Source organism: Streptomyces avidinii, from assembly GCF_014650695.1.
GTDB classification, from domain to species: domain Bacteria; phylum Actinomycetota; class Actinomycetes; order Streptomycetales; family Streptomycetaceae; genus Streptomyces; species Streptomyces avidinii.
Window position 1 is genome coordinate 64,976 of the sequence record NZ_BMVL01000010.1, and the last position, 22,196, is coordinate 87,171.

At 70.1% G+C, this 22,196-nt stretch carries 16 protein-coding genes; 10 read left to right on the forward strand and 6 right to left on the reverse strand.

The features are described from left to right. The first annotated feature begins 11 nt into the window (after positions 1–11). The 3 genes from IE257_RS24995 (at position 12) to IE257_RS25005 (ending at position 3,920) form a co-directional block, all read left to right on the forward strand. Positions 12–449: a (deoxy)nucleoside triphosphate pyrophosphohydrolase gene (locus IE257_RS24995; protein WP_189972181.1), complete on the forward strand. Its 438-nt coding sequence runs from the start codon at positions 12–14 to the stop codon at positions 447–449. 224 nt (positions 450–673) lie between these two features. Continuing rightward, entirely contained in the window at positions 674–1,102 is a 429-nt protein-coding gene (locus tag IE257_RS25000) for an ATP-binding protein (protein ID WP_189972359.1), read from the forward strand. A 199-nt stretch (positions 1,103–1,301) separates the two neighbouring features. Then, positions 1,302–3,920 carry a SpoIIE family protein phosphatase gene (locus tag IE257_RS25005; RefSeq protein ID WP_372453132.1) on the forward strand — a complete coding sequence of 873 codons (2,619 nt, stop codon included), beginning with the start codon at positions 1,302–1,304 and terminating at the stop codon, positions 3,918–3,920. Positions 3,921–3,990: 70 nt separating this feature from the next. Here the strand turns inward: IE257_RS25005 and IE257_RS25010 are convergent, their stop codons facing one another. From IE257_RS25010 to IE257_RS25035, 6 genes are all read right to left on the reverse strand, one after another. Beyond that, a complete protein-coding gene (locus IE257_RS25010; RefSeq protein ID WP_189972182.1) occupies positions 3,991–4,710 on the reverse strand; it encodes a PspA/IM30 family protein in 720 nt (239 codons plus the stop codon). 38 nt (positions 4,711–4,748) lie between these two features. Beyond that, positions 4,749–6,842: a TPM domain-containing protein gene (locus tag IE257_RS25015; protein WP_373301865.1), complete on the reverse strand. Its 2,094-nt coding sequence runs from the start codon at positions 6,840–6,842 to the stop codon at positions 4,749–4,751. A 223-nt stretch (positions 6,843–7,065) separates the two neighbouring features. Beyond that, positions 7,066–7,842: a succinate dehydrogenase/fumarate reductase iron-sulfur subunit gene (locus tag IE257_RS25020; RefSeq protein ID WP_189972184.1), complete on the reverse strand. Its 777-nt coding sequence runs from the start codon at positions 7,840–7,842 to the stop codon at positions 7,066–7,068. Further along, positions 7,839–9,764, reverse strand: a complete 1,926-nt coding sequence (locus IE257_RS25025; protein ID WP_189972185.1) for a fumarate reductase/succinate dehydrogenase flavoprotein subunit — start codon at positions 9,762–9,764, stop codon at positions 7,839–7,841. The genes IE257_RS25020 and IE257_RS25025 overlap by 4 nt, the downstream gene beginning before the upstream one ends. Position 9,765: 1 nt before the next feature. Further along, positions 9,766–10,590, reverse strand: a complete 825-nt coding sequence (gene sdhC, locus IE257_RS25030) for a succinate dehydrogenase subunit SdhC (RefSeq protein WP_189972186.1) — start codon at positions 10,588–10,590, stop codon at positions 9,766–9,768. Between the two features lie 106 nt (positions 10,591–10,696). Continuing rightward, on the reverse strand, positions 10,697–10,921 hold the full coding sequence (locus IE257_RS25035) for an Rv0250c family protein (RefSeq protein ID WP_189972187.1): 225 nt from the start codon (positions 10,919–10,921) through the stop codon (positions 10,697–10,699). A gap of 347 nt (positions 10,922–11,268) precedes the next feature. Between IE257_RS25035 and IE257_RS25040 the strand changes: the two genes are divergently transcribed. The 7 genes from IE257_RS25040 to IE257_RS25070 all read left to right on the forward strand — a co-directional run bounded on the left by IE257_RS25040 (position 11,269) and on the right by IE257_RS25070 (position 22,180). Next, positions 11,269–13,587: an ABC transporter family substrate-binding protein gene (locus IE257_RS25040; protein ID WP_189972188.1), complete on the forward strand. Its 2,319-nt coding sequence runs from the start codon at positions 11,269–11,271 to the stop codon at positions 13,585–13,587. Between the two features lie 345 nt (positions 13,588–13,932). Beyond that, positions 13,933–15,837, forward strand: a complete 1,905-nt coding sequence (typA, locus tag IE257_RS25045) for a translational GTPase TypA (protein WP_189972189.1) — start codon at positions 13,933–13,935, stop codon at positions 15,835–15,837. Positions 15,838–16,307: 470 nt separating this feature from the next. Further along, positions 16,308–17,963, forward strand: coding sequence for a peptide ABC transporter substrate-binding protein (locus IE257_RS25050; protein WP_229920645.1), 1,656 nt, complete (start codon positions 16,308–16,310; stop codon positions 17,961–17,963). Positions 17,964–18,193: 230 nt separating this feature from the next. Beyond that, on the forward strand, positions 18,194–19,087 hold the full coding sequence (locus tag IE257_RS25055; RefSeq protein WP_229920646.1) for an ABC transporter permease: 894 nt from the start codon (positions 18,194–18,196) through the stop codon (positions 19,085–19,087). Between the two features lie 23 nt (positions 19,088–19,110). Then, a complete protein-coding gene (locus IE257_RS25060; RefSeq protein ID WP_189972192.1) occupies positions 19,111–20,034 on the forward strand; it encodes an ABC transporter permease in 924 nt (307 codons plus the stop codon). 9 nt (positions 20,035–20,043) lie between these two features. Beyond that, positions 20,044–21,135: an ABC transporter ATP-binding protein gene (locus tag IE257_RS25065; RefSeq protein ID WP_189972193.1), complete on the forward strand. Its 1,092-nt coding sequence runs from the start codon at positions 20,044–20,046 to the stop codon at positions 21,133–21,135. Continuing rightward, positions 21,128–22,180, forward strand: a complete 1,053-nt coding sequence (locus IE257_RS25070) for an ABC transporter ATP-binding protein (RefSeq protein WP_189972194.1) — start codon at positions 21,128–21,130, stop codon at positions 22,178–22,180. The genes IE257_RS25065 and IE257_RS25070 overlap by 8 nt, the downstream gene beginning before the upstream one ends. The last annotated feature ends 16 nt before the right edge of the window (positions 22,181–22,196 follow it).

Consider the following 22,196-nt stretch of genomic DNA (forward strand, 5'->3'; position numbering starts at 1 on the left):
AGGCTCCGCCCATGACGGTACGAGTGGTCGTGGGCGGAGCCCTTTGTCATGAGGGGCGCCTGCTGGCCGCCCGCCGCAGCGCACCGCCGGAGCTCGCCGGACGCTGGGAGCTGCCGGGCGGAAAGGCCGAACCGGGTGAGTCCGTCCCCGAGGCGCTGGTGCGCGAACTGCGCGAGGAGCTCGGAGTCGAGACCGAGCCGCTGGAGCGGATCCCGGGGGAATGGCCGCTGCGGCCCGGTCTCGTGCTGCACGTGTGGACAGCCCGGCTGCTCTCGGGAGTGCCCGCGCCGCTGGAGGACCACGACGAGCTGCGCTGGCTCGGGCCGGAGGAGCTGGAATCGGTGGACTGGCTCGACCAGGACCGGCCCGCCGTCGCCGAGGCCGGCCGCCGGCTGCGCCGGGACGGCAGCACGACGAGCAGCGGCAACGGTGGAGCCGGTAGCCGGTAGCCGGTAGCCGGTAGCCGGTAGCCGGTAGCCGGTAGCCGGTAGCCGGTAGACGCGGGGGCGGGGCGCGTGACGCTCGCGGTATAGGCCGTCTGCGCCACAGTGCGCCGGTGGGCGGGGGATCGAGTGGTACGACGCCCCGAATATCGGGTATGTCGCTATTAATCCCTATCTCGTCCCCCTTTCGTCCTCGACGAACCGGATTGGGGTCGCTGCTGGCCCGGGAAGTGATCGGCGTGATCGACACAGACGGTGAGTGTGCCGAGTGGGCCTTCCCCGCCGAGCCCGGTGCCGTCCGCACCGCCCGCCACGCCGTGCGCGGAACCCTGCACGCCTGGGGCCTGGAAGCCGTCGGAGATGTGACCGTCCTGCTGGTCAGCGAGCTCGTCACCAACTCCCTGCGGTACGCCTCCGGTCCCATCGGGGTCCGCCTGGAACGGCGCAATCCAGCCGTCGACAGCCCTGCGGGCGGCCCCGCGCTGCTCGTGGAGGTTTCCGATCCGCTTCCGGATCCGCCCCGCGAGCGGGTCGCGGACCACGACGACGAGGGGGGCCGTGGCCTGCACCTCGTCGCCGTCTCATCACAGCGCTGGGGGACCCGGCACGGGAAGTCGGGCAAGACTGTGTGGTTCGAGTTGGCTCTTCCTGGTGAGTAACAAGGTGAACGGTGGTGTGTGACCCTCCGGAAACACCTCCCGGCGGCAGCCGGGGGAGGGGTCCGGGGGAGATCGCACGACATGGCTCGAAATCATCGAGACCGTGCTGTGATCGTGAACGCCGTGCCGTCCGGGGCCGTGGTGCTGAATACTTCGGTCATGGCCGGTCCGGTTGCGGTGAGCTGGAGGGGACGGTCGCGTGAGCGAAATACCTGCGCAGGCACATCAGACCGACGTGCCGCGAGAGACATGGCACGACGCCCTGTGGCACAGCAGTCCGCCTGGCTCGATATATGACTACATAAAGGTCGCTTCTTTCTCGATCGGACCCGACGGGTTCATCGATCAATGGAGTCTGCGCGCCGAGGAGCTGTTCGGGCTGACGGCCTCCCAGGCCGTGGGACGCGACCCGGTCGACGCCTTCATGCCGCCCGAGCTGCGTCCCGACGCGCACCGCAAGGTCGCCGAGATCCTCGACGGCAAGGAATGGACGGGCCTGATCCCCTTCCGGATCCCGGGCGGGAACGGCGCGCACGGAGTGGCCGAGATCTATGTGATGCCCACTCAGACCGCGACCGCCGAGCGGGCCGCGCTGTGCGTCGTCGTGGACGTACGCGCACTGCGGCGGATCGAATCCGACCTGGCGGCTTCACAGGCGATATTCGGCCAATCCCCTTTCGGCTTCCTGCTCTTCGGTACGGACCTCACCGTCCAGCGGGCCAACCGCCGGTTCGCCACCGTCTTCGGGGGCGCCGCCGAGGAGCACCGCGGCCGGACCGTGCACGACTACCTGCCCGCGCACGAGGCCGACCGGATGGCCGAGGCCCTGCGCCGGGTGCTGGACACGGGGGAGTCGGTGACCGATCTGCGGATCACCGGCGCCGCCCCCGGCAGCCGGGAGAACCGCCACTGGTCCATCAACCTCTACCGCGTGCACGGCGGCAGCGGCCGCCCCATCGGCGTGGCCGGGATCGGCACCGACGTCACCCGCCGCCACCTCGCCGCCCGCGAGGCCGCCGGGGTGCGGCGCAACCTCGCCCTGCTCAACGAGGCCGGGCACCGCATCGGGAACTCCCTCGACCTGGAGACCACCGCCCGCGAACTCCTCGACGTCACCGTCCCCGGCTTCTGCGACCTGGCAGCCGTCGACCTCTACCAGGGCCTGCTGCTCGGCGACGACGACCGGCCCGCCCGGCCGCAGGGCCCGGGCGTGCCCAGCCTGCCCGGTCAGGGGCCGGCGCGGACGCCCTCGGCCGCCCTGCGGCGGGTGGCCTTCGCCTCCGCCGTCTCCGACGCACCGCTGTCGGGTCCGGGCGCGCTGGTCTCCGTCGGCGACATCCACCGCTACCCGGCCGCGTCACCGGGCGCGCTGGCCCTGCGTACGGCGCGGACGCGGCTGATCGAGGGCGGCGGACCGGAGGACCTCGTCCAGTCCACGCTGGTCGTGCCGATGGTCGCCCACGACACGGTGGTCGGGCTCGCGCAGTTCTCCCGTACCAAGGGCAGCGAACCCTTCGGCGAACGCGACCGGGCGGTGGCCGTGGAACTGGCCGCACGGGCCGCCGTATGCATAGACAACGCACGCCTGTACCGGCGCGAGCACGAGCGGGCGCTGATACTGCAACGCAGCCTGCTGCCCCCCGGCGACCCGGAGGCGGCCGGACTGGACATCGCCTGCCGCTACCTGCCGGGCAACGCCGCCACCGAGGTCGGCGGGGACTGGTTCGACGTCATCGAGCTGCCCGGGCACCGCACGGCGCTGGTCGTCGGCGACGTCATGGGCCGCGGGCTGCGGGCCGCCGTCGCCATGGGCGAACTGCGGACCGCCGTACGCACCCTCGCGCTGCTGGACCTCGAACCTGCGGAGGTGCTGACCGCCCTCGACGAGATCGCCCGCGGCCTCGGCGCCCCCGGCGGCTCCCAGCAGGCCTCCCGGGCGGCCCTGCACTCGCGGGACGCGGACCGCTCCGAGGTCTACCTCGCCACCTGCGTGTACGCCGTCTACGACCCGGTGACGCGGCGCTGCACGATCGCCAACGCGGGCCACATGCCGCCCGTCCTGGTCGAACCTCCGGACGAGGCCGGCGTACCGCGGCCCGCACTGCTCCTGGAGGTGCCGCCCGGGATGCCGCTGGGCGTGGGCGGCGAACCCTTCGAGGAGGTCGAGGTCGACCTGCCGGAGGGCGCCCTGCTGGCCCTCTACACGGACGGGCTGGTGGAGTCCCGCGACCACCCCCTGGAGGAGGGCCTGCGCGGGCTGCGCGAGGCCCTCGCAGACCCGGTCCGCCCGCTGGAGGACGTCTGCGACCACGTGCTGAACACCCTCGACACCCGGCACGGCGAGGACGACATCGCCCTGCTCATGGCACGGGTGCAGGGGCTGCCGGTGGACGCGGTCGGCGACTGGCAACTGCCGCGCGAGGCCCGCTCGGTGGGCCGGGCCCGGGAACTGGCCCGGGCGAAGCTCCCGGCCTGGGGCCTGGAGGGCCTGCTGGACACGACCGAGCTGCTGGTCAGTGAACTGGTCACCAACGCCCTGCGGTACGGCGAGGGCGAGATCCGGCTGCGCTTGCTGCTGGACCGCACGCTGGTCTGCGAGGTCTGGGACGCGAACCTGGTCCAGCCCCGCCGCCGGCGCGCCCGGGACACGGACGAGGGAGGCCGCGGCCTCCAGCTCGTCGGCCTGCTCTCGGCGGGCTGGGGCACGCGCCGCACCCACCGCGGCAAGACGGTCTGGTTCGAACTGCCGCTGCCCGGCGCGGCGGCGGAGGCCGTCGCCGAACTCTCGGCGGAGCAGCTGCTGAGCATGTACGGCTGAGCGCGGGACCGAGGGTGCCTGCCCCGCCCCGGACCCGACGGGTCCGAGGGGCGGGCGCCCGAGGTGACCGTCAGGCGGCGCGCTTCTGCTTGAGCGCGGCGAGCCTGGACTCGACCTCCAGGGACTTCCCGAGGTCGTCCAGGGCCTCGAACTGGGCGTCCAGGGACGAGGCGGCCAGTTCCTGCTTGCCGAGCGCCATCGCCTCTTCGCGCCGCACCTTCTCCTCGAAGCGGTTCAGGTCGCTGGTCGGGTCCATGACGTCGATGTTCTTCACCGCGTCCATCATCGTGTTCTGCGCCTGCGCCGTCTTCGCCCGGGCCACCAGCTCGTCGCGCTTCGCCTGGAGTTCCGTCAGCTTGTTCCGCATCGAGTCCAGGCCCGACTTGAGCTTCTCCACGACCGAGGTCTGGGCGGCGATCGTCGGCTCCGCCACGGCAGCCTCCTTCTCCGACTGGATCTGCCGGCCCAGCGCCACCTTCGCGAGGTTGTCGAACTTGTCGGCGTCCCCCGCCGACCCCGCCGCCCGCAGCTCGTCGGCCTTCCTGCTCGCCGCGAGGGCCTTGCCGCCCCACTCGGAGGCCGCCTCCACGTCCTCCTTGTGGTCCGCCTCCAGCATCCGCAGGTTGCCGATCGTCGTCGCGACGGCCTGTTCCGCCTCGGAGATGTTGTTCGTGTAATCGCGGATCAGCTGGTCCAGCATCCTCTGCGGGTCCTCCGCCTGGTCCAGCAGCGCGTTGATGTTGGCCTTGGCGAGCTGGGTGACGCGGCCGAGGATGGTCTGCTTGCTCATGGTGGGTCTCTCCTGGTCAGGGCCGATGGGTATGCCGTTCAGAAGCGGCCGCCGCCGCCCATGCGGCCGCGGGTTCCGCCGCCGCCGAAGGAACCGGGGCCGCTGCCGCCCCCGCCGCCCCCGAAGCCCCCTCCGCCCCCGCCGAAACCGCCGCCGAAGCCCCCACCGCCCCGCAGGATCTCGCCGAGGATGATCCCGCCGAGTACGGCGCCGCCCGTGCCGCCGCCGGCCCGCCGGCCCGCGTACGGGTCCTGGTACGCGCGGACGTCCTGCTCCGCCAGTCGCTGCGCCTGCCGCGCCAGCGCGTCCGCCTGCTGGGCCTCCGCCAGCGCCCCCGCGGGGTCGGACTGCGCCACCGACACCGCCCGGTCCAGGTGCCGGCCCGCCTCCGCCAGCCGGGTGCGGGCCTGGCTGCCCACCGCGCCCCGGGTGGTGGTGATGTAGTCCGTGGCCGCACCGATCGCACTGCGCGCCGCGAGCAGGGCCTGGTCGAGCAGCGCCACCGCCCGCTGCCGCCCGGACTCCCGCTCCCGCGCCCCGGCCAGGGCCTCGTCGAGGGCCGCGTCGGCCTCCTCGACCCGGCGCAGGGCGTCGATCGGGTCGTACCGGCCGGCCGCCTCCTCCCGCCGTACGTCGGCCAGTACGGCCTCCGCCCGGCCGATCCGCCCGCGCAGGTCGGCCGTGGAGGTGCCCTCCGCGGTACCGGTGAGCAGCCCGCGGGCGTCGGCGAGGTCGGTGTCCGTCTCGGTCAGCGCGCCCGGCAGTTTCCCGGCCGCCTCCGCCAGTTCCTGCGCCCGCCGCTCGACCGCGTCCACCAGGGTCGCCGCCTGGTCCACCGCGCCCTCGGCGGCCCGTACGTGCACGGCCGCCGTACCGTTCTCGTCGGCGTCGAGGGCGGCGCGGGCCTGGCTCAGGTTGGTCGTCACGAACAGCAGCCGGTCCTCGGCCTGTTCGGCATGGGACGCGACGGGAGCGGACGCGGAGTCCGCGTACCGCCCGGCCAGAGCGGTCAGGGTGGCCTGCGCGGTGGCGGTGCGCCCGGTCAGGTCGCGCACGTGCGCCTCCACGGTGGCGAGGGCCTGCGGGGCGTTCTTCTCCAGGTCCCGCAGCCGGTCGAAGTCCGCCGATTCGGCGTCGAGCCGCCGGTTGGCCTCGGTGCAGCGGGCCACGATCTCGTCGAGCATCCGGCGCCGGGTCGCGTCGTCCTCCGGGTAGGCGTCGTCGAGCTGCTGGCGGAGCCGGAAGGCATGCGTCAGCTCGTCCTTGGCGTACTCCACCGCCGCGACGAAGGGGCGGGTCGCCTCCTCTCCGAACTGGGCGATGGCGAAACCGAGTTCCTCCGTGCTGGTGCGGACCGCGTCGTCGGTCTCCACCAGCAGGGCCTTGGCCCGGGCGTCCAGCTCCGGCAGCGGCAGCCGGTCCGGCGCCCCTTCCGGCCAGCCCGGCCCGGTGGTCGTACCGCGCCCGCCCCCGGCCGCGTCCTTGCGCTTGCGGCGGGTGTACGTGTACGCCGCGAGCGCCCCGGCCGCGCCGACGGCGACCACCGGCAGCACGAAGTCACCGGCCCCGCTCTCGCCCCCGGCCTTGCCGCCGGGATCCGCCGGGCCGGGGGTGATGGTCGGGACGGGTACGGGCTGCCCGCCGAGCACGGCGTTGTAGCCGTTGGCCGCGCCGATGGCTGCGCCCGCCCAGTCGTTCTGCTTCAGGGCGGGCTCGATGGCGGTCCGCGCGACGGTGGCCAGCTGCTGCTCGGTGAAACCGGAATCGACGTCGGCCGAATAGGCGTACTGGCGGGCCCCGGTCGCCACGGCCAGCAGGACGTCGTTCTGGCCGAGTCCGTTGCGCTGCGCGGTGGCGTCGGCCCAGCTCTGGGGGGAGCGCCCGGAGAAGTCCCGTACATAGGCGACGAAGAGCTGGATCCGCCGGTCCGCGTACAGCTTGTCGAGCGCGGCGGTGACGGCGCCCTGCCGGTCGCCGAGCGCCCCGACGCGGTCGGTGATCTGCCCCTGCCGGGACAGTGTGACGGGATCCTCGGCCCACGCGGCAGGCGCCCCGGCGGTGCCCACGCCGCCGAGCACCAGCAGCGCGGCGGCGAGGCCGGTGGCAGGCGCGAGCGCGGCCCGTACGGACAGCGCGGCGGCGGTGCGTCCCTGCGTCCTGCTCCTCGGCGGCGTCACATTTGGGAGGGTATTTCCAGCTTTACCCTCCCGCATCCGGAGTCATCATCCGTGACCGGCCCGCGGCCGGCTCGTTGGCAGCGCATGAAGAAGATCATTTCCGCCGCCGCCCTCACCGGGGCCCGCGTCTCCGGCGGAACGCCGGCACACGGGCCCCCAGCTGCGGGGCGGTCCGGCTCTACCGGTCGTCCGACCGGCGCCGGATCTTGTTCCCCAGCCAGACCAGCGGGTCGTACTTGCGGTCCACCGCCCGCTCCTTCAGCGGGATGAGGGCGTTGTCGGTGATCCTGATGCCCTCGGGGCAGACCTCCGTACAGCACTTGGTGATGTTGCAGTAACCCAGACCGTGCTCCTCCTGAGCCGTGCGGCTGCGGTCCAGACCCGCCTCCGCCGCCGCGTCCAGCGGATGCATGTCCAGCTCCGCCACCCGCATCAGGAAGCGCGGACCGGCGAAGGCTCCCTTGTTCTCCTCGTGGTCGCGCACCACGTGGCACGTGTCCTGGCACAGGAAGCACTCGATGCACTTGCGGAACTCCTGCGAGCGCTCCACATCGATCTGCTGCATCCGGTACGCGCCCGGGGCCACCCCCTCCGGCGGCACGAAGGCCGGCACCTCCCGCGCCTTCTGATAGTTGAAGGACACGTCCGTCACCAGATCGCGGACGACCGGGAAGGCGCGCAGCGGGGTGACCGTGATCGTCTCGGACCGCTCGAAGGTGGACATGCGCGTCATGCACATCAGCCGCGGCCGGCCGTTGACCTCCGCACTGCACGAGCCGCACTTGCCCGCCTTGCAGTTCCAGCGCACCGCCAGGTCCGAGGCCTGGGTGGCCTGGAGCCGGTGCACGATGTCCAGGACCACCTCCCCGTCGTGCACCTCGACCGTGAAGTCCCGCAGTTCCCCGCCCTCCGCGTCGCCCCGCCAGATCCGGAAGCTCGCGTCGTACGTACTCATTCGAACAGCTCCTCTTCGGCGAGGTACTTGACCAGCTCTTCCTTCTCGAAGAGCGCGAGCAGGTCCGGACGGATGGGGTCGGTGCGGGTGCGGACCAGCGCGATCCGGTCGGCCGCGGGATCCGCCGGGGGCGGGTCGACCGGCCGGCACAGCAGGTTCACCGGGCGCCAGCTGCGCTCCATCGACGGGCAGTCCTCGCGGGTGTGGCCGCCCCGGCTCTCCGTCCGCTCCAGGGCCGCCCGGGCCACGCACTCGCTGACCAGCAGCATGTTCCGCAGGTCCAGGGCCAGGTGCCAGCCCGGGTTGAACTGCCGGTGCCCCTCGACCCCGGCCCGGGAGGCCCGTACGCGCAGGGCCGCGAGCTTCTCCAGGGCCTCGGCCATCTCGCCCTCGCGCCGGATGATGCCGACGAGGTCGTTCATGATCGTCTGGAGTTCCTGGTGGAGCGTGTACGGGTTCTCCGCGCCCTCCACCGCGTGGAAGGGCGCCAGCGCCTCCGTCGCCGCCGCGTCGACCTCCGCCTGGGAGACCGCCGGGCGCTCACCGGTGGCCGCGGCGTGCTCCGCCGCGTGCAGGCCCGCCCGCCGGCCGAAGACCAGCAGGTCGGACAGGGAGTTGCCGCCCAGCCGGTTCGAGCCGTGCATGCCGCCCGCGACCTCGCCCGCCGCGAACAGCCCCGGGACCCCGACGGTGGCGGCGGACTCCGAGTCGACCGCGATGCCGCCCATCACGTAGTGGCAGGTCGGTCCCACCTCCATCGGCTCGGCCGTGATGTCCACGTCCGCCAGCTCCTTGAACTGGTGGTACATGGAGGGCAGCCGCCGCTTGATCCTCTCGGCCGGCATCCGCGTGGACACGTCGAGGAAGACGCCGCCGTGCGGGGAGCCGCGGCCCGCCTTCACCTCGGAGTTGATCGCCCGCGCCACCTCGTCGCGCGGCAGCAGTTCGGGCGGGCGCCGGTTGTGGTCCGGGTCCTCGTACCAGCGGTCGCCCTCCGCCTCCGACTCGGCGTACTTCTCCTTGAAGACGTCGGGGACGTAGTCGAACATGAACCGCTTGCCCTCGGAGTTGCGCAGCACACCTCCGTCGCCGCGCACGGACTCGGTGACGAGGATTCCCTTGACCGACGGGGGCCAGACCATGCCGGTCGGGTGGAACTGCACGAACTCCATGTTCAGCAGGGGCGCACCCGCGAGCAGCGCCAGTGCGTGGCCGTCGCCGGTGTACTCCCAGGAGTTGGACGTCGTCTTGAAGGACTTGCCGATCCCGCCGGTGGCCAGCACCACGGCCGGGGCCTCCAGGACGAAGAACCGGCCGGACTCGCGCTCGTAGCAGAAGGTCCCCGAGACCCGCTGCTCCGCGGCGGAGCCGCCATGGGACTCGGTCTTCAGGACCCTGGTGACCGTGCACTCCTGGAAGACCTTGAGCCGGGCCTCGTAGTCCCCGTACTCCTTGAAGTCCTCCTGCTGGAGCTGGACGATCTTCTGCTGGAGCGTGCGGATCAGCTCCAGGCCGGTACGGTCGCCGACGTGCGCGAGGCGCGGGTACTCGTGCCCGCCGAAGTTGCGCTGGGAGATCCTCCCGTCGGGCGTCCGGTCGAAGAGAGCACCCCAGGTCTCCAGCTCCCAGACCCGGTCCGGTGCCTCCTTCGCGTGCAGTTCCGCCATCCGCCACTGGTTGAGGAACTTGCCCCCGCGCATGGTGTCGCGGAAGTGCACCTGCCAGTTGTCTCCCTCGTTGACGTTGCCCATGGAGGCGGCGATCCCGCCCTCCGCCATCACCGTGTGGGCCTTGCCGAACAGGGACTTGCAGATCACGGCCGTACGGGCACCCCGCTCACGGGCCTCGATCGCGGCACGCAGCCCGGCACCGCCGGCACCGACCACGACCACGTCCCACTGCTGCCGTTCCACTTGAGCCATCTCAGAAGATCCTCGGGTCGGTGAAGGCGCCGCTCGCCAGCAGGTACACGTAGAAGTCGCACAGCGCGACGCTGATCAGGGAGGCCCACGCCAGCTGCATGTGGCGGGTGTTGAGCCGGCCGACCCAGCCCCAGAGCCGGTAGCGCACCGGGTGCCGGGAGAAGTGCTTGAGGCGGCCGCCCATGATGTGGCGGCAGGAGTGGCAGGACAGGGTGTAGGCCCAGATCAGCGTGATGTTCACCAGGAACAGCACCGTGCCGAGGCCCATGTGGCCCCAGGCGTAGTGCTCGTCGCGGAAGGTCAGCACGGTGTCGTAGGTGAGGATGCCCGCGACCGGGATCGCCGCGTAGAAGAAGTACCGGTGCGCGTTCTGGAGGATCAGCGGGAAACGGGTCTCGCCGGTGTACCTCGCGTGCGGCTCGGCGACGGCGCAGGCGGGCGGTGAGGCCCAGAAGCCCCGGTAGTAGGCCTTGCGGTAGTAGTAGCAGGTCAGCCGGAAGCCGAGCGGGAAGATCAGGATCAGCAGGGCGGGGGAGAGGCCCCACCAGCTGCCGAAGATCTCCCAGTTGGGCCCGCCCTTCATCGGGACGCAGTTCTCCGCCAGACACGGGGAGTAGAAGGGCGAGACGTACGGGGCCGCGTAGTAGTCGGCGTTCGCGAAGGCCCGCCAGGTCGAGTAGACGATGAAGGCGAGCAGCCCGGCCGCGGTGCCGGCGGGGGCCAGCCACCACCGGTCGGTCCGCAGGTGCCGGGCCGCGATCGCGGCCCGCGAGGCGTCGTGGACGCCGCCGGGCCGCTGCTGGGGTCGTTCCGTGCCTGTGGCCAAAGAAGACTCCGGGAGGAGTGATGAGGGGTGCACCGGTCGGCCCGGCCGGGAACGGCCGGGCCGGTCGGTGCGTGGGTGGATACGCGTCCGGGACGGACGGGGCCGTCTAGGGGGCGCGGCGGTCGCGGGCGCCCAGGCCCTCGTCGTCGGAGTCCGTCCACAGGGAGCTGTCGTACGGGGTGTCCGGGACCGTCACCATCCGGGACGGCTCCGGACCGGCAGCCGTCGTCGACGACTTCTGCCGTGCGGCCTGCTGCTCCAGCCGCTCGACCTTGCGCGTCAGCTCGTCCAGGTTGCGCCGGACGGCACTCAGATCGTCTTGCAGGGACATGATTTGCCCTCACTTCCGCCAGGGTGCGGTGGCAACGCTCATGTGCGCCTGCGAGTGTCGCGCTTCCTGTCCCCCGTTGTGAAGGGACGTGCAGCGATTGCGGGCGCGCAGGCGTGAATCGTGCGCCCCTCCCTGCCCCCCATTCTCATCCCTCTCCCGGGGGAACGCCTCCTGCCGCGCAAGCGGGATTGGTCCGCACGGGTGGGGTTCGCGGCGTGGCGAGAGTCGGGTGCGAGGGGTGCGGCGGACCGTCTATTTCAGTGGGTTCCGGCAACCGGTGTGATCAGCTCCATATACCGCCGAACGTGATCATGCTTCCCCCACGCCCCGCCCCGGAGGTACCACCCATGTCCCAGAGAAGGCGCAGGTCCTTGGCGCTCCTGACCTCGGGAGTCCTCGCACTGCCGCTGCTCACGGGCTGCGGCGCGGGTGATGACGAGGGCGGTCCGGCCGCCGCAGGGCAGGACATCGCCGCGACCACCCGCGACAAGGTCGCGGACGGGGGTGTGCTGCGCTGGGCGGTGGACACGCTCCCCGACACCCTCAACACCTTCCAGGCCGACGCGGACGCCACCACCAACAGGATCGCCGGCGCCGTGCTCCCGCAGCTGTTCGTACTGGACGCCAAGGGGCGGCCGGTGGCCAATCCCGATTACCTGGAGAAGGCCGAGGTCATCGAGCGGGAGCCGAAGCAGGTCGTCCTGTACAAGCTCAACCAGCAGGCGGTGTGGAGCGACGGCCGCGAGATCGGCGCCGCCGACTTCGTGGCGCAGTGGCGGGCCCTGAACGGCAAGGATTCGGCGTACTGGACGGCGCGCAACGCCGGCTACGACCGGATCGAGAAGATCGAGAAGGGCAAGACCGACCTGGAGGTCAGGGTCACCTTCAACAAGCCGTACGCCGACTGGCGCTCGCTCTTCACCCCGCTCTACCCCAAGCAGGTCACCGGCACCCCCGACGCCTTCAACGAGGGCGCCCGCGGCACGTTGAAGATCACCGCCGGTCCCTTCGCCCTCGGCGCGATCGACAAGAAGACCGGCACCGCCGCCCTGACCCGCAACGCGCGCTGGTGGGGCCGCCCGGCCAAGCTGGACACGCTGGTCCTGACGGCGGTCCCGCGGGCCGAGCGCCCGGCAGCGCTGGCCGCCGGGAAGCTCGACCTGGCGGAGATCGACCGGGCCGGGGCCGACCGGATCGCCCTCGCCCACCGGGACGCCGCGGCCAAGAACGGCCCGGGCGCGGGCGGCGCCCCCGCCCACGGCCCGGGGGCCACGCTGACCCCGGCGCAGGCCACGCTGTCCTGGGCCGTCGCGTTCGGGGCGGACGAGGACAAGGCCGCGGCGGAGTCGGAGAGCCGGCAGAAGCACCTCGCCTCGGTCGAGCGGTACGCCGACGAGCAGAAGGCCCTGCGGGCCTTCACCGTGCGCAAGTCCCTGGAGCCGGCCTACACGCAGCTCGCGATGAACGGCTCCAGCGGCCCGCTGGCGGACGAGAGGGTGCGCCGCGCGGTGGCCCGCGCCCTGGACCGCCGGGCGCTGGCCGAGGCCGTACTGAAGCCGCTCGGCCTCCCCGCGAAGCCGGTCGGCAGCCACCTGGCCCTGGCCGGGCAGCGGGCGTACGCCGACAACAGCGACGCGCTCGGCGGCCAGGACACCCAGGCGGCCCAGGCGCTGCTCGCGGACGCGGGCTGGCGCAAGGGCGGCAAGATCACCGAGCCGGCGGGTGCCAAGGCAGCGGGCCCGGAGAGTGCGCCGCAGGACGATTCGAAGACCCCGTCCGGCCCGGGCACCGGGAACGACGGGCTCTACATCGTGGGCCAGGACGACGGGACCAACGGCGATCCGCGGTCGGCGACCGGGGCCCGCCCGAGGACCGGAGCCGCCCCGGCGGGAGCCCAGGACGGGCCGTCCCCGGTGCTCGCCCCGGGGCCCTTCGGGACCCAGCAGCGGGTCTCCCTGCTCGCCCAGGCCGTCCGTGCCGCGGCCGCGCGGCCCGAGGCGCTCGACGACGGCAAGGGCGCCCCGGCCCGCGACGACGCGGCCGACCAGGACAAGGCCTCCCCGGCTCCGGCCCCGGTCAAGCAGCCCGTCCGCACCTCCGGCAACATGCTCGCCAAGGACGGCAAGGCGCTCACCCTGCGCTTCGTCCTCCCGGCGGGTCCCGGTTCGGAGTCGCTGCGCACGGTCGGCGAGCGGATCTCCACCACGCTCCGCAAGATCGGCGTGAACACCGAGATCGTCAAGGTGTCCGACGACAGCTTCTTCAAGGACCACGTCGCCTCGGGCCAGTACGACCTGGCCCTGTACTCGTGGCCCGCGACGGCCTACCCGGCGACCGATGCCCGGCCCATCTTCGCCAAGCCGGAGCCGGCCGCGGACGGCTCCCTCCTCGTCGAACAGAACTACACCCGGGTCGGCACCGACCACATCGACCAGCTCTTCGACCAGGCGGTCGGCGAGCTGGACGAGGAGCAGTCCCGTGAGCTGATGCGCAAGGCGGACGCGCGGATCTGGGCCGCCGCCGGTTCCATCCCCCTCTACCAGCGCCCCGAGCTGGTGGCGGTCAAGCCCGGTCTGGTCAACGCGGGTGCCTTCGGTCTCGGCGCCCCCCGCTACCAGGACATCGGCTGGAAGAAGGCGCCCACCGCGAAGGACAAGAAGAAGTAGCGCGGGAGAAGAAGTGGTGACAAAGCGGTGCCTGTCAGGTTGACCGCCGGCGCACAAGCTCAGATGTGACTCAAGTCCCTTGCCCGCCGGATCCCCCGGCGGGCAAGGTCGTGCGTACCACTGACCACGCCCGTTGACCCGCATGAATACCGGTACGACAGCCGCCGAGGCACCCCACGCAGAACTCGGCTGCGCTCATTCGTCCGGCCTCTTGACAGCCCCCCGGCAGGCGGTTCCCGCCACGCGACGTACCATGGGGTAAGGCCGTGGCAGGTTTTCGCCCGGCCGAGGCGCGCGTGCCGGACCGTACGCGACGCCATCCACGATCCCGGGAGAAGCGCCGAAGTGCCCACGCGCCACGACATCCGTAACGTCGCCATCGTCGCCCACGTCGACCATGGCAAGACGACCATCGTCGATGCCATGCTCAAGCAGGCCGGTGCCTTCGCCGCCCACCAGCACCTCGACGACCGCATGATGGACTCGAACGACCTGGAGCGTGAGAAGGGCATCACGATCCTCGCCAAGAACACGGCGGTGAAGTATCACCCCAAGGACGGCGGGGCCCCGATCACGATCAACATCATCGACACGCCCGGCCACGCCGACTTCGGTGGTGAGGTCGAGCGCGGTCTGTCGATGGTGGACGCCGTCGTTCTGCTGGTGGACGCCTCCGAGGGTCCGCTGCCCCAGACCCGCTTCGTCCTGCGCAAGGCCCTGCAGGCGAAGATGCCGGTCATCCTCTGCATCAACAAGACCGACCGCCCGGACTCCCGGATCGACGAGGTCGTCAACGAGACGTACGACCTCTTCCTCGACCTGGACGCGGACGAGGACCAGATCGAGTTCCCGATCGTCTACGCCTGCGGCCGTGACGGCGTGGCCTCGCTGACCAAGCCCGAGGACGGCACCGTCCCGGCGGACAGCACCAACCTGGAGCCGTTCTTCTCCACCATCCTGGAGCACGTCCCGGCCCCGGTGTACGACGAGGAGGCCCCCCTCCAGGCGCACGTCACCAACCTGGACGCCGACAACTTCCTCGGCCGCATCGCGCTCGTTCGCGTCGAGCAGGGCGAGCTGCGCAAGGGCCAGACCGTCGCGTGGATCAAGCGTGACGGCTCCATCTCCAACGTCCGCATCACCGAGCTGATGATGACCGAGGCGCTCACCCGCAAGCCGGCCGAGGTGGCGGGCCCGGGTGACATCTGCGCGGTCGCCGGTTTCCCCGAGATCATGATCGGCGAGACCCTGGCCGACCCGGAGAACCCGATCGCGCTTCCGCTGATCTCGGTCGACGAGCCGGCGATCTCCATGACGATCGGTACGAACACCTCCCCGATGGTCGGCCGCGGCGGCAGCGGCAAGGGCGCGGACGCCAAGTCCGCGGTCAAGGACCGCAAGGTCACCGCCCGCCAGGTCAAGGACCGTCTGGACCGCGAGCTGGTCGGTAACGTCTCGCTCCGCGTCCTCGACACCGAGCGCCCGGACGCCTGGGAGGTCCAGGGCCGTGGTGAGCTCGCGCTCGCCATCCTGGTCGAGCAGATGCGCCGCGAGGGCTTCGAGCTGACCATCGGCAAGCCGCAGGTGGTCACGCAGGAGATCGACGGCAAGGTGCACGAGCCGGTCGAGCGCATGACGATCGACGTCCCCGAGGAGCACATGGGAGCGGTCACGCAGCTCATGGGCGTCCGCAAGGGCCGCATGGACAACATGTCGAACCACGGCTCCGGCTGGGTCCGCATGGAGTTCGTCGTCCCGTCGCGCGGCCTCATCGGCTTCCGTACCGAGTTCCTGACCGGTACGCGCGGCACCGGCATCGCCCACTCGATCCACGAGGGCCACGAGCCGTGGTTCGGCCCGCTGGTGACCCGTAACAACGGCTCCCTGGTCGCCGACCGCTCCGGTTCGGTCACGCCGTTCGCGATGATCAACCTGCAGGAGCGCGGCGTCCTGTTCACCGACCCCGGCACCGAGGTGTACGAGGGCATGATCGTCGGCGAGAACTCGCGCTCCGACGACATGGACGTGAACATCACCAAGGAGAAGAAGCTCACCAACATGCGTGCGGCTTCCGCGGACAACACGGAGAACGTGATTCCGCCCCGCAAGCTCTCCCTGGAGCAGTCCCTGGAGTTCTGCCGCGACGACGAGTGCGTCGAGGTGACCCCGGAGGCCGTCCGCATCCGCAAGGTCGTGCTGGACCAGAAGGACCGCTCGCGCACCGCGTCGCGCGCCAAGTCCGGCAAGTAGTAAGAGGCGTACGGTCGTTCGCCCGGGTTTGCTCGGGCGGCGGCCGTGGTGGCCGCAGTCGGCCGAGTGCCCTGATAACGCAGCAGCCCCTCCTCTCACGGAGCCCGTGAGAGTAGGGGCTGTTCGCTTGTGTCAAGCGGATTTTTGCGTTCAGGTGTCCGCATACCGACCGTGACACTCCGGAAGATGAGCTAACCGTCCGTTTCGCACGTGTCTGTCTCCTATCCGTTTGTCCGGATTTCGGGTTTCTGCCGCGGATCGATGTTGTGAAAACGAGACCACTTAAGTGTGGTTTACGGCCTGGCAGTCCCTGAGGATGGCTCCATTGAGCTCGGGTCAATGGGTCACGCGATGTGGGGATCGCGCCGACTCACGAGCACACTATGGGCAGGAAAATGCTCGCCGTCAGGGGTGTCGGCGAGGTTTTTTTGCCCCTCAAGTCGATCAGTGGACTCATGAGGAGGAAACCCATGCGCGGTGCCAAGAGCGCCAAGTGGGTCGTGGGCGCGGTTGTCGTCGCCCTGGCCGCTACCGCCTGTGGCGGCGGTGACGGTGACAGCAAGGACAAGGGCAGCGCTGCCAATGGCGGCGTGTTCCGGATGGGCAGCACGGAGCCGGACACCATCGACCCGGGGCGTGCCCACGAGTCCACCGGAATCCTGCTGGCCAACGCCCTGTTCACCGGCCTGTACTCGAACACGCCGGACGGCCTTGCCGAGCCCGCGCTCGCCGAGTCGGCGACGTCGGACGAGGGTTGCACCTCCTGGACCTTCAAGGTCAAGCCCGACACCAAGTTCTCCAACGGCGAGGCCGTCGACGCCGAGGCGTTCGCCCGTGGTTGGGCCCGTGCCGCGCACAAGGCCGCCGCATCCGACGTGGCGTACCACTTCGCCGGCATCAAGGGTTACGAGCAGCTGCAGGACGGCTCCGCCAAGACCTTCTCCGGTGTCACCACGCCGGACCCGACCACCATCAAGGTCGACCTGTCGAAGGCGGACTGCGAGTTCGTCCTGAAGACGGCGCACAACGCCTACAGCCCGGTTCCGAAGGTCGCCAAGGTCGGCGAAGAGGACAAGGCGTTCGGCGAGGCCCCCGTCGGTAACGGTCCGTTCAAGATGGACGGTTCGTGGGAGCACAACAAGGCGATCAACCTCGTCCGCAACGACGACTACTCGCTGCAGAAGGCCTCCCTCGAGAAGGTCCAGGTCACGCTGCTCAACGACAAGACCGCGCAGCAGCTCGAGTACGACGGCTTCCAGGCCGGCACCTTCGACTACGCGCACATCCCGACGCCGATGCTGAAGACGGCCGAGGCGAAGTACAAGCCGCAGAACAAGTGGTTCGCCAAGGACACCAACGGCATGAACTTCGTTCTGCCGATCGGTGACAACGGCCCGACCAACAACAAGGACGCCCGTCTGGCGATCTCCTACGCGATCGACCGTCAGGCCATCGCCAAGGGTGTCTTCCAGGGCTACCAGACCCCGTCGACGACCATCGTGCCGCCGGCGTTCCCGAAGGCGTACCAGAAGGACCTGTGCGTCTCCTGCGTCAAGCAGGACGTCGCCAAGGCCAAGGAGCACGCCGAGAAGGGCGGCCTGAAGCCGGGTACCGAGATCAAGTTCAGCTTCAACACCGGTGCGGGCCACGAAGAGTGGGTCCAGGCCATCGCGAAGCAGCTCGAGGACGTTCTCGGCGTCAAGGTCAAGCTGGACGGCAAGGACTTCCCGGGCATGCTCAAGGAGCAGCAGGGTAACGGCGCGACCGGTATCTACCGCTTCGCGTGGGGTGCGGACTACCCGACCCCGGAGAACTTCCTGTTCCCGCTGCTGCACTCGACGTCGATGAACAAGGACGCCGAGGGCAACGTGGTCGGTGACAACCGCGTCCGTTACAACAACCCCGAGTTCGACAAGCTGATCGACACGGCTCGCTCCACCAAGGACGAGGCCGCGCGTCTGACGATGTACAAGCAGGCCGAGAAGATGGCCATGGAGGACATGGCGCTCATCCCGACCTTCAACCGCTCCCAGTTCCGCCTGATGGCGACCGACAAGTTCAACGGTCTGGACGACATCAACTTCAACGAGGACCCGATCCTCGAGAAGATCTCGATCAAGAAGTAATCGGTTCGGACGGTATATCCGTCAGGAGCGAACGTGCCGCGGCCCCCGGGTGACCGGTGGGCCGCGGCCCCGCTCGGCAGGCCGTTTTTACTTCGGCACCCCTCACATCCGCGGGTAACCCCCGCAGGCCGAGAGCCGGCCCGTTCCTTGGGCCGGAGGCCGCTGCTCCCAGAAGCGGCCAGGTAGAGAGGCAAAACATGGGAAGGTACGTCGCCCGTCGCCTCGGGCAGATGGTCATAGTCCTCATCGGCGCGACCATGGTTCTGTTCGCGTGTCTGTTCGTTCTCCCCGGCGATCCCGTGGGTTCGATTGCGGGCAGTGACAAGGCCCGTGACCCAGCAGTGGTCGCGGAGCTCAAGGCGCGATACGGGCTCGACAAGTCGCTGCCCGAGCAGTATGTGAACTACGTGGCCAAGGTTGCGACCGGAGACCTCGGCGAGGACTTCGTCCAGCGCCGCGAGGTGTCCGACATCCTCGCCCCCAAGCTGCAGAACACCGCGAAGCTGGCCCTGCTGGCCATCGCTCTCGTCACGGTGTTCGGTATGGGAGTCGGCATCATCGCCGCCCTGTACAGATACAGCATCTTGGACATGGCCACGACATTCTTTACGACCATGGCCGTCGGATTCCCGACGTTCGTGATCGGCATGCTGCTCATGAAGTACTTCGCCGTGGAACTGCAGTGGTTCCCACAACTCGGCGGCGACAAACTCGAAGGCATGGTTCTTCCCGCCGTCACCCTCGCCGTCACCGACATCGCCTTCGTCGCCCGCCTCACCCGCGGCACGATGCTCGAGGTGCTGCGCGCGGACTACGTGAAGACGGCCGTGGCCAAGGGTCTGCCGCGTCGTCGCGTGCTGTTCAAGCACGTGCTGCGCAACTCGTCCATCCCCGTGGTCACCTACCTGGGCATCTCCTTCGGCGCCCTCCTCGGTGGTGCGCTCATCACTGAGGCGATCTTCAACTGGGACGGTGTCGGTCTGGCACTGGTTCAGGCGATTCAGCAGCAGAACAACCCGATCGTGATCGGCGTAGTGACGTACAGCGTCGCCATCTTCGTCGTCCTCAGTCTCATCGTGGACCTGCTGTACGCGGCCCTCGACCCGCGTATCCGCCTCAGCTGACCGCCCCCAAGGAGGATTTCCTCATGTCTGAGCTCGCAACGAGCCCGGCGATCGGGGACGAGAACCCCGTGTCGTCCGCTTCGGCCCCGGCCGAACCCCGACCCAAGCAACTGAGCCAGTGGGGCGAGATCCGCCACCGCTTCGTCCAGAACAAGCTGGCCGTCGTCGGCCTGTTCATCATCGCCGCGCTGTTCCTGACAGCCGCGTTCGGCGAGATGCTCGCCCCGTTCGACCCTGCTGCGCAGGACCTCGAGAACACCCTCGCGTCGCCCAACGGCACCCACTGGATGGGTACCGACGCCCTGGGCCGCGACATGTTCTCGCGCCTCATAGCCGGCACCCGCGTGGCCATGTTCGTCGGCCTCGCCTCGATCTTCTTCGCGGTGCTGATCGGTGTCGCCCTCGGCGCCATCGCCGGCTACTTCGCCGGCTTCGCCGACACCCTGGTCATGCGCATCGCGGACGTGTTCCTCGCGTTCCCGCTGATGATCGGTGCCGTCGTCATCATCCTGGTCACCGGCCGCGGCATCACCCCGGTGATCATCTCGCTCGCGATCTTCTCGTGGGCCACCGTGTCCAGGCTGCTGCGCAGCTCGATCCTGTCGGTGCGCGAGATGGACTACGTCCACGCGGCCAAGGCACTCGGCGCGAGCGGCTGGCGGATCGTGCGCACGCACATCCTCCCCAACTCGATGACCGCCGTGCTGGTCTACGCGACCTTCAACGTCGGCACCACCATCGTCGGTGTGGCAGCGCTCTCCTTCCTCGGCGCCGGCGTCCCCGTCGACGTGCCGGAGTGGGGCAACATGCTGGCGGCCGGCCAGGGCTTCATCGGCGTCAATGACTACCTGTGGGTGTTCCCGAGCCTGTTCGTCGTCGTCACCGTACTCGGCTTCGCCTTCGTCGGCGACGGCCTGCGTGACGCGCTCGACCCGAAGCTCCGGTAGGGCCGCCCGATGCCCCGAGACAACATCAGCAAGCAGGACGAAGGTGGCGGCGTGACGACGTCGGAGATTCTCAGCGTTGCGGAGACGGGCGGCGGGTCCGCCGTTCCGCTGCTGGAGGTGGACAACCTCCAGGTCGAGTTCAAGACCCGTGACGGGGTCGCCAAGGCAGTCAACGGCGTGAGCTACAGCGTCAGCGCCGGCGAGACCCTCGCCGTGCTCGGCGAGTCCGGCTCCGGCAAGTCCGTGACCGCTCAGGCGATCATGGGCATTCTCGACAGCCCGCCCGGACGCGTCTCCGGCGGCGAGGTGCGCTTCCACGGCAAGGACATCCTCAAGATGTCCGACGAGGAGCGCCGCAAGCTCCGTGGCAACAAGATGGCGATGATCTTCCAGGACGCGCTGTCCTCCCTGAACCCGGTCTACTCGGTGGGCGACCAGCTCGGCGAGATGTTCCGGGTCCACCGGGGCGCGTCGAAGAAGGACGCGAAGCTCAAGGCCATTGAGCTCATGGACCGCGTGAAGATCCCCGCCGCCAAGGCGCGCGTGGGTGACTACCCGCACCAGTTCTCCGGCGGTATGCGCCAGCGCATCATGATCGCCATGGCCCTGGCCCTTGAGCCGGACCTGATCATCGCCGACGAGCCGACCACGGCTCTCGACGTGACGGTCCAGGCCCAGGTCATGGACCTGCTCGCGGAGCTCCAGCGCGAGATGAACATGGGCCTGATCCTGATCACCCACGACCTCGGCGTCGTCGCCGACGTCGCGGACAAGATCGCGGTCATGTACGCGGGCCGGATCGTCGAGACCGCTCCGGTCCACGAGATCTACAAGCGTCCGTCCCACCCGTACACCCGTGGCCTGCTCGACTCGATCCCGCGCCTGGACCAGAAGGGCCAGGAGCTCTACGCGATCAAGGGTCTGCCGCCCAACCTGCTCCGCATCCCCGCGGGCTGCGCCTTCAGCCCCCGCTGTCCCAAGGCGCAGGACATCTGCCGCACCGAGATCCCGGTGCTGCACCCGGTCACCGAGCAGGACGGCACCGAACTGCCCGGCCGCGGCAGCGCGTGCCACTTCTGGAAGGAGCAGATCCATGGCTGAGCTCACCAAGAACGCCACCGAGCGCGAGCCGATCCTCCAGGTCCGCAACCTGGTCAAGCACTTCCCGCTGACCCAGGGAATCCTGTTCAAGAAGCAGGTCGGCGCGGTCAAGGCCGTCGACGGGGTCTCCTTCGACCTCTACCAGGGCGAGACGCTGGGCATCGTCGGCGAGTCCGGCTGTGGCAAGTCCACGGTCGCCAAGCTCCTGATGAACCTGGAGCGGGCCACCGCGGGCGAGGTCTTCTACAAGGGCCAGGACATCAGCAAGCTGTCCGGCCGCGCGCTGAAGGCCGTGCGCCGCAACATCCAGATGGTCTTCCAGGACCCGTACACGTCGCTGAACCCGCGCATGACGGTCGGCGACATCATCGGGGAGCCCTACGAGATCCACCCCGAGGTGGCTCCCAAGGGCTCGCGCCGCCAGAAGGTCCAGGAGCTCCTGGACGTCGTCGGCCTGAACCCGGAGTACATCAACCGGTACCCGCACCAGTTCTCCGGCGGTCAGCGCCAGCGCATCGGCATCGCCCGCGGCCTGGCCCTGCAGCCCGAGATCATCATCTGCGACGAGCCGGTCTCCGCGCTCGACGTGTCGGTGCAGGCCCAGGTCATCAACCTGATGGAGAAGCTGCAGGACGAGTTCAACCTCTCCTACCTCTTCATCGCGCACGACCTCTCGATCGTCCGGCACATCTCGGACCGCGTGGGCGTCATGTACCTGGGCAAGATGGCAGAGATCGGCACCGACGCCGAGATCTACGAGCACCCGACCCACCCGTACACGCAGGCGCTGCTCTCCGCCGTCCCGGTCCCGGACCCGGACGCGCGCGAGGGTCGTGAGCGGATCATCCTCACCGGTGACGTCCCGTCGCCGGCCAACCCGCCGTCGGGCTGCCGCTTCCGCACCCGCTGCTGGAAGGCCGAGGAGAAGTGCTCCGTCGAGGAGCCGCTGCTGGCGATTCCCGAGCGCTTCAAGGGTCTGCAGACCCTGGCCGCGCACGAGTCGGCGTGTCACTTCGCGGAGGAGAAGGCCATCCTGGCCGTCTGACCGCCGCGTTCCTTCC

What these genes read in the sequence shown, in the direction of transcription:
- IE257_RS24995 (WP_189972181.1), top strand. Translation starts at nt 12, where the DNA reads ATGACGGTACGAGTGGTCGTGGGCGGAGCCCTTTGTCATGAGGGGCGC.
- IE257_RS25010 (WP_189972182.1), bottom strand. Translation starts at nt 4,710, where the DNA reads ATGAGCAAGCAGACCATCCTCGGCCGCGTCACCCAGCTCGCCAAGGCC.
- IE257_RS25020 (WP_189972184.1), bottom strand. Translation starts at nt 7,842, where the DNA reads ATGAGTACGTACGACGCGAGCTTCCGGATCTGGCGGGGCGACGCGGAG.
- IE257_RS25025 (WP_189972185.1), bottom strand. Translation starts at nt 9,764, where the DNA reads ATGGCTCAAGTGGAACGGCAGCAGTGGGACGTGGTCGTGGTCGGTGCC.
- IE257_RS25035 (WP_189972187.1), bottom strand. Translation starts at nt 10,921, where the DNA reads ATGTCCCTGCAAGACGATCTGAGTGCCGTCCGGCGCAACCTGGACGAG.
- IE257_RS25040 (WP_189972188.1), top strand. Translation starts at nt 11,269, where the DNA reads ATGTCCCAGAGAAGGCGCAGGTCCTTGGCGCTCCTGACCTCGGGAGTC.
- IE257_RS25050 (WP_229920645.1), top strand. Translation starts at nt 16,308, where the DNA reads ATGCGCGGTGCCAAGAGCGCCAAGTGGGTCGTGGGCGCGGTTGTCGTC.
- IE257_RS25055 (WP_229920646.1), top strand. Translation starts at nt 18,194, where the DNA reads ATGGTCATAGTCCTCATCGGCGCGACCATGGTTCTGTTCGCGTGTCTG.
- IE257_RS25060 (WP_189972192.1), top strand. Translation starts at nt 19,111, where the DNA reads ATGTCTGAGCTCGCAACGAGCCCGGCGATCGGGGACGAGAACCCCGTG.
- IE257_RS25065 (WP_189972193.1), top strand. Translation starts at nt 20,044, where the DNA reads ATGCCCCGAGACAACATCAGCAAGCAGGACGAAGGTGGCGGCGTGACG.
- IE257_RS25070 (WP_189972194.1), top strand. Translation starts at nt 21,128, where the DNA reads ATGGCTGAGCTCACCAAGAACGCCACCGAGCGCGAGCCGATCCTCCAG.